The sequence below is a fragment of the Erwinia magellanica genome (assembly GCF_039023495.1).
Taxonomy (GTDB): domain Bacteria; phylum Pseudomonadota; class Gammaproteobacteria; order Enterobacterales; family Enterobacteriaceae; genus Erwinia.
This window is the reverse complement of the sequence record NZ_JBCHVC010000002.1, coordinates 613255-625819: the sequence shown is the minus strand read 5'-3', so window position 1 is coordinate 625819 and position 12565 is coordinate 613255. Positions and strand designations below refer to the sequence as shown.

Here is a 12565-nt window from a genome sequence, read left to right as displayed (position 1 = left end):
AGCCATAAAAAAATCCGCCACATTGGGCGGATTTTTTATTGCACCAGTCAGGCTGGGCTTGAGGACAACAGCTTAGAAGCTGTAGCCTACGCCTGCGATCCAGGTGCCAACGTCAACGTTGCGGATGCGGCTCTGCTCGTAACCAACGTCCAGAGCAACGTTTTCGATGCCTGGGTTGAACTGCATGCCAGCACCGTAGGAGAAGCCTACGTCGCTTGAATCAGATTTGTCACGGTCTGGACCATTTTCCTGGAACTTGCCGTAACCGATACCAACAACGCCGTAGATGCTTGCCCAGTCGTTCAGACGGAACGCAGGACCACCGGTGATGCCGTAGTACTGGCCTTTGTTGTAAACGCCAGCGTCAGTGCGGTCTTTTTCGGTGTAGGTGAAAGAGCCAATCCAACCCAGTGGATCGTTACCATTTTCGTAACGGTATTTCAGGTTGAAGCCGTTTGCTTTGTTAGCAACGCCCTGGTAGTCGCTTTGAGCGTAACCGCCAGAAACAGTGCTTTGCGCCATTGCTGAACCAGCAGAAACTGCCAGTACGCAAGCCAGTGCTGAAAGACATGCAATTTTTTTCATAACCACCTCAAATGTGAAAAGACTTATTCTCCTGACAACGCTGAAAATATAACAAAACTCAGCCAGAAACTCTGCCCTGATTTTGTTGTCCAATACAATGTTTGGTGTAACAGGACGTTAATGATGCATCCTATGTCATTCTTTTCTCTTATATTTATAGAGTTCCCCTCTTCTCTCAGCGTTAATGTAAAAAAATGTTCATTGAGATAATTCTTAATTAAACCTGACATTTCTTTACCAAAACGGCCCTGTTTTTCGACCCAATTTTACTTTTTTTCGCCTCTGCCGATACGTTTTACCTGCCCATCCAGTACACTTCAGGGAACTTTTTCCCGCTTTGATGGACGAATAAGGTTGGTATACAGGATGTCTTCCTACAACAAATCTTCGCTCTGGCTCCCGGTGTTGGTTCTTGTCATCGCTATGACCTCTATTCAGGGCGGTGCAGCGCTGGCTAAAACGCTGTTCCCTGTAGTGGGTGCTCCTGGCATTACCGCGTTACGTCTGGGGCTGGGAACGCTCATCCTGTGCGTCATCTTTAAACCCTGGCGTCTGCGTTTCACCCGAAAGCAGCTTTTGCCGTTGTGCCTTTATGGCCTGGCGCTGGGAGGCATGAACTACAGTTTTTATCTGGCGCTGCGTACCGTCCCTTTGGGTATTGCCGTTGCGCTGGAGTTTACCGGCCCCTTAGCGCTGGCGCTGGCAGGCTCCAGACGCCCGTCAGATTTTGTCTGGGTGCTGCTTGCCCTGCTGGGGTTATGGCTGCTGCTCCCTATTGGCAAAGAGATCTCCAGTGTAGATCCCCAGGGCGCCCTGCTGGCCGTGCTGGCCGGTGCATTCTGGGCTGTCTATATCCTTGCGGGAAAACGGGCCGGGGCTGAGCATGGCCCGGCCACGGTCGCGATGGGGTCGCTGATCGCCTCGGTGATTTATGTGCCGCTGGGTCTGGTCTATGCCAGCGCAGGCATCTGGACGCTGTCGTTGATACCGCTGGCGCTGGCCATTGCCGTTCTCTCCAGCGCCCTGCCCTACTCTCTGGAGATGATTGCCCTGACTCGCCTGCCGGCAAAAACCTTCGGCACATTAATGAGCCTGGAACCTGCGATGGCCGCTTTATCGGGTATGCTTTTTTTAGGCGAAGTGTTGTCCTTGATTCAGTGGTTTGGTCTGCTGGCTATTATCCTTGCCTCAGCAGGTTCAACGTTAACGATGCGCCCTGCAAAACAAAAAATCGATCCCGTTAGTGAGTTAAGAGAATAAAACCTTATACCTGTTTATCCGCACGGTTTCTTTTTTACTTGTAAGCCCTGAAATAGCGCAGTTAGTTGAATCCGTTATAAGATAAATCCGCACTGAAATATTTAGTAAGAGTTGCTCATTAAAAATAACAGGCGGCGAGCTGGCTTTCCGCCTTTATAGAAATATCATTTCATATCAAAAAGATAGCAGCCTGAACAAGAGTGATAACATTTCTCACTCGCATTTTTTACGTTAAATCTTCCTTATTAATGGGGCTGGGCAAGCACAAAGGCCGCTGCTATTTAACCAATAGGCAGTAACTTTCCGGCAAAGTGTGAAACCGGTGCTATACTTAACTCCGTAATTAATTAGGACAACCAACATTAAGAGGATATTAATGATGAGTACCGCTAAACTGGTTAAAGCAAAATCTTCTGATCTGATTTACACCCGTAACAACGTGGCTGACGACGAGAAAAAAGCCACCATTGAGGTGCTTAATCGTCTGGTTACGGAATTCATTGATTTGTCCCTGATCACCAAGCAGGCGCACTGGAACATGCGCGGCGCGAACTTTATTGGCGTACACGAAATGCTGGATGGGTTCCGTACGGCGATTACTGACCATCAGGATACCATCGCTGAGCGTGTGGTACAGCTGGGTGGCGTTGCGCTGGGCACCTCGCAGATTGTCAGCGACAGAACGCCATTACAGAGCTACCCGCTGAATATTCACAGCGTGCAGGATCACTTGAAAGCGCTGGCGGAACGTTATGCTGTAGTGGCTAACGATACCCGCAAAGCGATTAGCGAAGTTGAAGATGAAGACACAGCAGATATCTTTACCGCGGCCTCACGCGATCTGGATAAATTCCTGTGGTTCATTGAATCTAACATCGAGTAAGTTTTTGCCTTTCGTTGCGCCTCCGGGCGTAGCGTTACAGAGCAGCATTCAGGAGCAGATGAGGTCTTTCATCTGCTCTTTTGCATTGGAGGGTATAAGTATGGCAAGCGGATGGGCACATGATGATGCCGTTCAGGAGCAAATTGACTCCACTATTGAAGATGCTGTCACGCGAGCACGCCGGGCAATACATACTGGCGAAAGCGCAGAGTTTTGCGAGAATTGCGGAGAAGCGATCCCTGAAGCGCGTCGCATGGCTTTGCCAGGCGTGCAATTCTGTGTGCAATGTCAGCAACAACGTGACAAACAGCAGGCCAACACGCTTTATAATCGTCGTGGCAGTAAAGACAGCCAGCTGCGCTGAGAGTTAATTGTCAAAATCAGACTTGTTTAACAAATTACGATCCCCTCTGTTACTTCTCCTGGTTATTCTCCCGCTGTTTTGCTACAAAAGCCTTTGCACCAAAATAATACCGACGCACCATTATAAGGCCCCATAATGGTGCGCCATAAGGTTTACCTCTCTCCCCGTCAGGTTAATTTGATTTAACGTGCTGTTTTTAATATATTTTAAAAACCTGGCATAATTTTTTCATATGGCTTGTCACCCAATCAGGCAAAAAGCTTGCCTGACGGCAAAAAGGATTAAAAGATGAAGTCGATTGTTAAATTTTCCCTGGCAGCGCTGACGCTGGCGTTCGCCGTCTCTTCTACCGCCGCAGAAAAAAAACTGGTAGTTGCTACCGATACCGCCTTTGTTCCTTTCGAATTTAAGCAGGGCGACAAGTATGTCGGTTTTGATGTCGACCTTTGGGACGCTATCGCTAAACAGCTGAACATTGAATATACCCTTAAGCCGATGGATTTCAGCGGCATCATTCCAGCGTTGCAGACCCGTAATATCGATCTGGCCCTGGCCGGCATCACTATCACCGATGAGCGTAAAAAAGCCATCGAGTTCTCTGATGGTTACTATAAAAGCGGCCTGCTGGTTATGGTGAAAGCCAATAACGACAAGATTAAAAGCATTGATGATCTGAACGGCAAAGTGGTTGCGGTTAAGAGCGGGACAGGTTCGGTGGATTACGCTAAGCAACATATCAAATCCAAAGATCTGCGCCAGTTCCCCAACATTGATAATGCCTACATGGAACTGGGCACCAACCGTGCCGATGCGGTTCTGCATGACACGCCAAATATTCTCTACTTCATCAACACCGCCGGTAAAGGCCAGTTCAAGGCTGTAGGCGACTCTATCGAAGCGCAGCAATATGGTGTCGCCTTCCCGAAAGGCAGTGACGACCTGCGTGAAAAAGTGAATGGTGCGCTGAAAACCCTGCGCGAGAACGGCACTTACAACACAATCTATAAAAAATGGTTCGGCAGCGATCCTAAATAATTTTTGCCCTCTTTTAACGCAGGCGTTTGCCTGCGTTTTTTTACCACCAACAAGAAATGGTTTTTGAACCGGAGAAATAAAGCATGCAGTTTGACTGGAGCGCCATCTGGCCATCAATTCCGGCCCTGCTTGAAGGCGCAAAGCTGACCCTGTGGATTTCGGTGCTGGGGTTAGCAGGCGGCCTGATCATTGGCCTGGTAGCGGGCTTTGCCCGTGCATACGGCGGGTGGCTATCGCGCAATATTGCGCTGGTATTTATCGAACTGATCCGCGGTACGCCTATCGTGGTGCAGGTGATGTTTATCTACTTTGCCCTGCCTATGGCCTTTACCGATCTGCGCATCGACCCGTTCAGCGCAGCCGTCGTCACTATCATGATCAACTCCGGTGCCTACATCGCTGAAATTACCCGTGGTGCCGTGCTCTCTATCCAGAATGGCTTCCGTGAAGCTGGTCTGGCGCTGGGCCTCTCCCGCCGTGAAACGCTGCGCTATGTGATTATGCCGTTGGCGCTGCGCCGTATGCTACCGCCGCTGGGAAATCAGTGGATTGTCAGCATCAAGGATACTTCCCTGTTTATCGTGATTGGCGTGGCCGAACTGACCCGCCAGGGGCAGGAAATCATTGCCGGAAATTTCCGCGCGCTGGAAATCTGGAGCGCTGTGGCCGTTATCTATCTGTTTATTACGCTGATGCTGAGCTTTGTTCTGCGTCGCATTGAGAAAAGGATGAAAATCCTGTGATTGAATTCAAGAACGTCTGCAAGCATTTTGGCGAAACGCAGGTACTGCATAACATCGATCTGAACATTCAACAGGGTGAAGTGGTGGTGATTATCGGCCCTTCCGGCTCAGGTAAATCTACCCTGCTGCGCTGCATTAACAAGCTGGAAGAGATCACCAGCGGCGAGCTGATTGTTGATGGGCTGAGAGTCAACGACCCAAAAGTGGATGAGCGCCTGATCCGTCAGGAAGCGGGCATGGTCTTCCAGCAGTTCCATCTCTTCCCGCAGATGAACGCGCTGGATAACGTGGCCTTTGGCCCTATCCGCGTACGTGGGACAAAAAAAGCAGAAGCGCACCGTCTGGCAAAAGAGTTGCTGGGTAAAGTAGGCCTTGCTGAGCGTGCGCATCATTTCCCGTCTGAACTCTCTGGCGGACAGCAGCAGCGCGTCGCTATTGCCCGTGCGCTGGCAGTGAAGCCGAAAATGATGCTGTTTGATGAACCCACTTCAGCCCTGGACCCGGAACTGCGCCACGAAGTGTTAAAAGTGATGCAGGATCTGGCAGAAGAAGGCATGACGATGGTTATCGTGACGCATGAAGTCGGCTTTGCCAAAAAAGTCGCCTCACGCCTGATCTTTATAGATAAAGGACGGATTGCCGAGGATGGCAACCCGGATGAGCTGATTGATAACCCACCCAGCGCCCGTCTGCGTGAGTTCCTCCAGCACGTTTCCTGATCGCCAGGGCGGAGAATTCTCCGCCCTGCTCTCCTGGTCGCTCTCTGGAAACAGCCTCATTCCCTTACGACTTTCCCGCCGACCACACTTCCCTGCTGCTTTCCCGCGCCGCCACTGGAGAAGCTGACTCGCTTCTGACTCACAGGGCAGGCCGATGCCAGGCGCTCACATCCGAAAGCGGTTAACGGCAGGAAGCGCTGCGTATCACACCCTTCCCTGCCACCTTTGCCAGCTTCGTGCGCGGCATCGGCTTATTTATGGCGAACTGTGATGTGAACGCCCGGATTAAACGCGGCTCATCTGGCGTTCGCGAGCCGGTTTTTCCATAAAGGTCCAGGCGATAATCCGGCTCTGCTTCTGCCCCTGCGCCATCTCAATGGTGCGGTAGGCAGTGACTTCAGCCTCTTCCAGGGCGCGCCAGATATCAGGCAGGTTCTCTTTGCGGGAAACCAGAGAAGTAAACCAGATGCACTGACGGCCAAAGTTCAGGCTCTCTGTGATCATGCGGCCGATAAAGGCTTTTTCGCCGCCTTCACACCAGAGTTCATCCTGCTGCCCACCAAAGTTCAGCGGGGCATTTTTAGCTAAGCCCAGGTTACGGATTTTACGCTGGCTGCCCTGCTGAGCGGCGGCGGCTGAATCATGAAACGGCGGGTTGCACATCACGGCATGGTAGAATTCATTTTTGTGAATGATGCCGCTGAAGATGGCCTTCGCCTCTTTCTGACGGCGCAGACGAACGCCACGGTTCAGGTCCGGGTTCGCTGCAAGGATCGCACTGGCTGCCTTCATCGCCTCTTCGTTTACTTCGCTGCCGGTAAAGCGCCACTCATACTCACGGTGACCAATCAGCGGATAGATGCAGTTAGCGCCACAACCAATATCCAGGATAGTCAGTTTACGCGGCACAACCCGGCGGTGATCTTCAGCCAGCAGATCGGCAAGATGATGAACATAGTCGGCCCGGCCCGGTACCGGCGGGCAGAGAAAACCTTCCGGGATCGTCCAGTTCTGGATCTGATAAAAGTGCAATAACAGCGCCTGATTCAGCGCCCGCACTGCCGCCGGATTGGCAAAATCCACCGACTCATCGCCATGCTGGTTGACAGAGACAAACTCCGCCAGCGGCGGATGGCTCTGGATCAGAGCGGGGAAATCATAGCGTCCGCGATGGCGGTTGCGGGGATGAAGCTGAGTTTTTTCGACGGTGTTTTTCATGTGCGGCTCTCTGGTCTGAAGGCGCGTAAGATACCTGCTCAGGTCAGGATCGTAAACCATTCCCGGCTTTTTTCCACGGGCCAGTAGTCTATGATGATGAAATTACCCTCATTTTAAGGAGTTTGCATGACGCGTTCCCGCCACACTTATCAGCCTCGCCTTGGGCATGGTTTGCCCCACGATCCGCTGAATGCCATTATCGGGCCACGTCCGATTGGCTGGATCAGTTCACAAAGCGCTAAAGGTGAGCGCAACCTGGCCCCCTACAGTTTTTTCAACTGCTTCAACTATAAGCCACCGATTATTGGCTTTTCCAGCCAGGGCTGGAAGGACAGCGTCGCGAATATCGTTGAAACCGGCGAGTTCGTCTGGAACCTTGCGACCCGTGAGCTGGCTGTCGCGATGAATGAAAGCTCCGCCTCGGTGCCCCATGGTGACGATGAGTTCACCCTTGCCGGGCTGACCCCGCTACCTGGTACGCAGGTCAACGTCAGCATGGTGGCAGAAAGCCCGGTGAACTTTGAGTGTAAGTTGACTCAGGTACTCCAGCTTGAAGGCGCAGATGGCGAGAAACTGGAGCAGTGGATGGTATTTGGTGAAGCCGTGGCGATCCATATCGATCACGATCTGCTGGAAGAAGGGATCTATCAGACGGCGAAAGCCAACCCCATCCTGCGGGCTGGCGGCCCCAGTGCCTACTACGCCATCAGCGAAGATCTGCGCTTTGATCTACAGCGGCCGGATGCACGACGTTAAGGGAACATCGCTTTAATAAGCGCTTTTAACAGCGGCTGAAGTCTGGCCGCTTTATCACCCCGCCAGCCAAACGGCGGCGCTTCATCCATATAGTTACACTGCGCCAGCTCAAGCTGCAACGCGTGCTGGTTCTGCTCTGGCTTGCCATAGGCGCGGGTAATATAGCCCCCTTTAAAGCGTCCATTCATCACCCAACTGAACTCTGTTTGTGCCGTACAGCACGCTGTTAATGCCTCGGCGATAGCCGGGCTACAGCTCAGGCCGCCGTTTGTGCCCAGATTCAGGTCGGGTAGCTTACCCTCGAACAGACGTGGAATAACCGAGGCGATGGAGTGCGCATCAAACAGCAACGCATAGCCAAATTGCTGTTTGATTCTGGCTAACTCCTGCTGAATTTGCTGGTGATACGGCATCCAGATGGTTTCCAGATAATCCTGTCGCTGAGCAGCGGTGGGCGTCATTCCTGGCTTAAACGTCGGCGTACCGTCAAACAGCGTTTCCGGATAGAGGCCGGTAGTGGCCGTGGTGTAGAGCGCTTCATTGTCTGGCGGACGGTTGAGATCAATCACAAAGCGGGAATAGTTCGCCACCAGCATACTGGCCCCGCTCTCTTTAAGAAAATCGTAAAGCTGTGGGATATGCCAGTCGGTATCCGGCAGGCCACTGGCCGCTTCGCTAAGCCCCTGCTCCACTTCTGGCGTCAGCGCCGTCCCGGCATGGGGAGCGCTGAACAGCAGCGGCAGCGTGCCCTGGGTAAATTCAAACGGTTTCATCGTACGGCCTCTCCTCTGAAGATCACCTGGCAAGGCAGTTCTCCGCCCAGCCAGTAAACCAGTTCCGCCGGGCGCTGAAGCGGCCAGTGAACGAAATCTGCATATTTGCCGGTTTCCAGCGAGCCTTGCGTAGCGGCCAGCCCCAGCGCCTGCGCGCCGTAGAGGGTCACGCCTGCCAGCGCCTCTTCCGGCGTCATGCCAAACAGCGTGCAGCCCATATTCAGCATCAGACGCAGTGAGAGCGCGGGTGAGGTGCCTGGGTTGGCATCGCTGGCCAGCGCCATGGGAACCTTGTAGTGACGGAACAGCGCCACCGGTGGAAGCTGTTTTTCACGCAGCAGATAGAAAGCGCCGGGCAGCAGCACCGCGACGGTGCCGCTTTTCGCCATGGCCGCCACGTCACTTTCCTGCGCATATTCAAGATGATCGGCGGAGAGCGCGCTGAACTTCGCCGCCAGCTCGCCGCCGCCCAGCGAAGAGAGCTGCTCTGCATGGAGCTTAACCGGCATCCCGAGACGCTTAGCCGCTTCAAAAACGCGAGTGACCTGAGCCGGGGAGAAGGCAAGATATTCGCAAAAAGCATCTACTGCATCGGCAAGCTTCTCGCTGGCGACCTGCGGTAACAGCGTTTCGCAAATCAGGGTTATCCAGCCGTCCGGATCCTCTTTGAATTCAGGGGGCGTGGCGTGTGCTGCCAGACAGGTCGCCTGCACCTGAACCGGATGCATTTTTGCCAGCTGCCGGATAGCTTTAAGCATTCGTATCTCGCTCGCCAGATCCAGACCATAGCCCGATTTAATCTCCACCGTGGTGACGCCTTCCGCCAGCAATCTTTCCAGCCGCCAGCTGGCAGAGGCGACGAGCTGATCGAGGGTGGCCTGACGGGTGGCGTTAACGGTGGAGATAATTCCCCCGCCCTGTGCGGCAATCTCACTGTAGCTTACCCCATTGAGCCGCTGCTCAAACTCATGACTGCGGTCGCCGCCAAATACCAGATGCGTATGGCAGTCCACCAGACCCGGCGTCACAATGCCGCCGCCCAGGTTAGTATGCTTCTCCGCTTTGATATGTTTTGATTCGTTGCGCGGGCCAATCCAGGCAATCTTATCCTGACGAACCGCGACAGCGCCGTCCGGGATGATGTTATATTTTCCGTTCTGCATGGTGACGAGATCGGCCCCGTACCAGAGGCTGTCACAGCGCAGTTCATCGCTCATCTTCTCTCCCGGCTTTACTGTTGTTTCATAAGTATGTATATGTATATACAACTACATTGCCAGGGAATCAACCATGATGGCTCGCTATTTTGCGCCACGCGTCCTGCTGGTGGACGGTTGGCACCACGACGTATTGATGGAAGTGGACAGCGCAGGATTTATCCACTCTCTGACAGCTGATGCCCTGCCCGACAACGCGCAGCGCCTGCACGGCGCGGTGATTCCAGCCATGGCGAATTTGCATTCACACGCTTTCCAGCGGGTAATGGCGGGGCTGGCTGAAGTGGCTGGCGATCCGCAGGACAGCTTCTGGACATGGCGTGATCTGATGTACCGCATGGTGCAGCGGCTCTCCCCAGCGCAGGTTGGCGCTATCGCCGCGCATCTCTATGTTGAGATGCTGAAAGGCGGCTACACCCAGGTTGCTGAGTTCCACTATCTGCACCATGACCCTGACGGCAATCCCTATCCTGAAGATGAGATGCTTCAGCAGCTGATTGCGGGTGCTGAACGCGCCGGGATTGGGCAGACGCTGCTGCCGGTGCTTTACAGTTATGCCGGGTTTGGCGCGCAGCCGCCTCAGCCGGGACAGAAACGCTTTATCCAGGATACGGCGCGCTATCTGCGTCAGCAGCAACACCTCAGAGACGCTCTCACCGGTAAGCCGCTGCACAATCAGGGCATCTGCTTCCACTCGCTGCGTGCCGTGAGCGAAGCGCAGATGCAGGAAGTGCTGGCGGCACTGCCTGACACCCTACCGGTGCATATTCATATTGCTGAACAGGAAAAAGAGGTCATAGACAGCCAGGCCTGGAGCGGTGAACGCCCGGTGAGCTGGCTGCTGAACCGGTTTGAGGTTGATGCCCGCTGGACTCTTATTCATGCCACACATCTGGATAAGAGCGAAATTGCACGCCTGGCCGCAAGCGGTGCGGTAGCGGGTTTATGCCCGACAACCGAGGCCAACCTTGGCGACGGCATTTTCCCCGCCACGGAGTATGTCGCTCAGGGCGGGCGCTGGGGCATCGGTTCCGACAGCCACGTTTCGCTGGATGTGGTGGAAGAGCTTCGCTGGCTGGAGTACGCACAGCGTCTGCGTGACCGCCGTCGTAACCGCATTGTAGCTGGCGAAGAGATTTCGGTGGGCGATCTGCTCTACCGCCAGGCGCTGGCGGGCGGCGCTCAGGCCTGTGGGGTGAAAATGGGGCAGATCGCTCCCGGTTTCCGTGCCGACTGGCTGGTGCTGGCGGACGATGCCATGCTGGGCACGACACCCGATCGGTCGCTGCTTAACCGCTGGCTGTTTGCCGGTCATCGTGGACAAATTCAGGATGTCTTTGTCGCTGGCAGGCAGCTTATCCGGCACGGGCAGCATGCGCAGCAGCAGCAGATTGATGCCGCATTTCGCGAAGCGGTAGAGGGGCTGCAATGATCCACTTCTACGACAACGCCACGCTGCCCGTAAGCCGCTGGCGCAACGGCGGTGGCGAAACGCGAGAGATTGTCAGCTTTCCGCCTGACAGCACAGAGTTCAGCTGGCGCATCAGCATAGCCACCATTGCCGCAGACGGCGCCTTTTCGCGCTTTCCCGGCATCGACAGGGTTATTACGCTGCTGGAGGGCGAAGGCGTGGAGCTGAAGGCCGGTAGCCGGTATACCCAGCTGCTACGGCCACATCAGCCGTTTGTCTTTGCCGGAGAAGATGAGATTGAGGCCAGGCTGATCGGCGGCGTCAGTACCGATTTCAACGTTATGACCCGGCGTGAAACGCATCGTGCAGCGGTCAGAGTGAGTGCAGAGGCTTGTTCCCCTGCGCCACAAAACGCAGGCGTGGTGTACGTACTGGCGGGAGAATGGCTAGCCGATACGCAACCCCTTACTCAGGGTCAGGGGGTCTGGTGGCGTTCTGCCGCGCCCTCTTTTATCCCGGCATCCTCCGGGGCGCTTTTACTGCTGGCTGAGATTGCCGGGCGGTAATTAACCGTGCCCTTTAAACCGTCCCAACAGTTTGTAGCGAGAGCCGGGATAGAGCAGCTTAGCGTAAGTTACAATCCTGGTATCGCTCCAGGTCTGGCGGCGGATCAGCAGGCAAGGCTCGTTGGCATCAATAGAGAGCGCGCTGCACTGCTGGCGCAGGGGCAGTACCGCTTCCACGATGTGTTCTCCTGCCGTTAAGGGCGCTGCACGCATCAGGTAGGTGTAAGGGGTCTGGTTTTGAAAATCCTGTTGCAGATAGTCGGGTGCCACCAGCGGATTAACCAGACGATCCTCCAGCTGCACGGCCAGCTCATTCTCAAAATGCACAATGGTGGAGTGAAACACCGACTGTCCGGTGCTCAGCCCCAGCACCGCGGCCTGTTCAGGGTCCGCTTTGATTTCCCGCAGCTCGAGGATTTTGCAGCTGTGCCGGTGCCCGCGCTGGGCAATCTCCTCGGCAATGTTATGCACTTCCAGCATTGCCGTGTAACCCTTGGACTCCGCGACAAATGTCCCCACCCCCTGCATACGTATCAGGTAGCCTTCACTGGTCAGCTCCCGCAGCGCCCGGTTAATGGTCATCCGGCTGACGCCCAGCTCGTTGACCAGTTCGCTTTCCGAAGGAACACGCTGGTTCGGTTTCCAGACGCCTTCCGAAATCTGGCTGATAATCGCCTGCTTGACCCGCTGATAAATCGGCGCAGGCTGATCGCTCATGGCGGCAGAGAGTTGGGAAATGGCAGTCTGTTCAACCATATAAAACGCTTCCTTGATAAAGATACTTTCGCCAGTTTACTGTTTAGCCTCTTAAATGTATATACATCTCAGGGACGCGCCCTGCACCGTTGCAGTGCAGTACAGCCCGTTACAGTGCACAAACAGGCTGCCCACTCTGCCTGCTGTTCTTCAGGGCTGGAAACAAAATGGCCAATGAATGCGGGTGATTCCCTCCTGAACAGCTAAACCTCACAGCAAAAAAGTTTTGTGATCGACCTGGCACAAGCATTGCTAATTGTATAGACAAGACTATACACA

The 12565-nt window shown here is 54.3% G+C and carries 14 protein-coding genes; 9 read left to right on the top strand and 5 right to left on the bottom strand.

Annotation, left to right across the window (positions count from 1 at the left end):
• Positions 1–72: 72 nt before the first annotated feature.
• Positions 73–585 (bottom strand): outer membrane protein OmpX, encoded by a 513-nt coding sequence (gene ompX, locus AAH450_RS10235; protein WP_342910117.1) that lies wholly within the window; start codon positions 583–585, stop codon positions 73–75.
• Between the two features lie 366 nt (positions 586–951).
• Here ompX and rhtA point away from each other — a divergent pair, with 366 nt between their 5' ends.
• The 6 genes from rhtA (at position 952) to glnQ (ending at position 5589) form a co-directional block, all read left to right on the top strand.
• Positions 952–1845, top strand: a complete 894-nt coding sequence (gene rhtA / locus AAH450_RS10230; RefSeq protein WP_342910116.1) for a threonine/homoserine exporter RhtA — start codon at positions 952–954, stop codon at positions 1843–1845.
• 379 nt (positions 1846–2224) lie between these two features.
• Positions 2225–2728, top strand: coding sequence for a DNA starvation/stationary phase protection protein Dps (gene dps, locus AAH450_RS10225; RefSeq protein ID WP_342910385.1), 504 nt, complete (start codon positions 2225–2227; stop codon positions 2726–2728).
• Between the two features lie 100 nt (positions 2729–2828).
• Complete coding sequence (locus AAH450_RS10220; protein ID WP_342910115.1) at positions 2829–3092, top strand: DksA/TraR family C4-type zinc finger protein; 264 nt, start codon at positions 2829–2831, stop codon at positions 3090–3092.
• A 288-nt stretch (positions 3093–3380) separates the two neighbouring features.
• Positions 3381–4127, top strand: a complete 747-nt coding sequence (gene glnH / locus AAH450_RS10215) for a glutamine ABC transporter substrate-binding protein GlnH (protein ID WP_342910114.1) — start codon at positions 3381–3383, stop codon at positions 4125–4127.
• Positions 4128–4210: 83 nt separating this feature from the next.
• Positions 4211–4870 carry a glutamine ABC transporter permease GlnP gene (gene glnP, locus AAH450_RS10210; protein WP_342910113.1) on the top strand — a complete coding sequence of 220 codons (660 nt, stop codon included), beginning with the start codon at positions 4211–4213 and terminating at the stop codon, positions 4868–4870.
• A complete protein-coding gene (glnQ, locus tag AAH450_RS10205) occupies positions 4867–5589 on the top strand; it encodes a glutamine ABC transporter ATP-binding protein GlnQ (RefSeq protein WP_342910112.1) in 723 nt (240 codons plus the stop codon). The genes glnP and glnQ overlap by 4 nt, the downstream gene beginning before the upstream one ends.
• Positions 5590–5874: 285 nt before the next feature.
• Here the strand turns inward: glnQ and rlmF are convergent, their stop codons facing one another.
• Positions 5875–6807, bottom strand: coding sequence for a 23S rRNA (adenine(1618)-N(6))-methyltransferase RlmF (rlmF, locus tag AAH450_RS10200; RefSeq protein WP_342910111.1), 933 nt, complete (start codon positions 6805–6807; stop codon positions 5875–5877).
• A 126-nt stretch (positions 6808–6933) separates the two neighbouring features.
• On the opposite strand from rlmF, the gene AAH450_RS10195 reads away from it, so the two are divergent.
• The gene (locus AAH450_RS10195) at positions 6934–7563 is read left to right on the top strand and encodes a flavin reductase family protein (protein WP_342910110.1); all 630 of its coding nucleotides are present in this window, start codon (positions 6934–6936) and stop codon (positions 7561–7563) included.
• Here the strand turns inward: AAH450_RS10195 and hutG are convergent.
• Positions 7560–8336 carry an N-formylglutamate deformylase gene (gene hutG, locus AAH450_RS10190; protein ID WP_342910109.1) on the bottom strand — a complete coding sequence of 259 codons (777 nt, stop codon included), beginning with the start codon at positions 8334–8336 and terminating at the stop codon, positions 7560–7562. The two genes, AAH450_RS10195 and hutG, sit on opposite strands and share 4 nt — an antisense overlap.
• Positions 8333–9553: an imidazolonepropionase gene (gene hutI / locus AAH450_RS10185; RefSeq protein WP_342910108.1), complete on the bottom strand. Its 1221-nt coding sequence runs from the start codon at positions 9551–9553 to the stop codon at positions 8333–8335. Before hutI ends, hutG begins: the two co-directional genes overlap by 4 nt.
• A gap of 76 nt (positions 9554–9629) precedes the next feature.
• Between hutI and AAH450_RS10180 the strand changes: the two genes are divergently transcribed.
• Positions 9630–10985: a formimidoylglutamate deiminase gene (locus AAH450_RS10180; protein WP_342910384.1), complete on the top strand. Its 1356-nt coding sequence runs from the start codon at positions 9630–9632 to the stop codon at positions 10983–10985.
• Positions 10982–11530, top strand: coding sequence for a HutD/Ves family protein (locus tag AAH450_RS10175; protein WP_342910107.1), 549 nt, complete (start codon positions 10982–10984; stop codon positions 11528–11530). The genes AAH450_RS10180 and AAH450_RS10175 overlap by 4 nt, the downstream gene beginning before the upstream one ends.
• On the opposite strand, the gene hutC is transcribed toward AAH450_RS10175, so the two are convergent.
• Positions 11531–12286: a histidine utilization repressor gene (hutC, locus tag AAH450_RS10170; RefSeq protein WP_342910106.1), complete on the bottom strand. Its 756-nt coding sequence runs from the start codon at positions 12284–12286 to the stop codon at positions 11531–11533. It abuts the gene before it with no gap.
• Positions 12287–12565 lie beyond the last annotated feature (279 nt).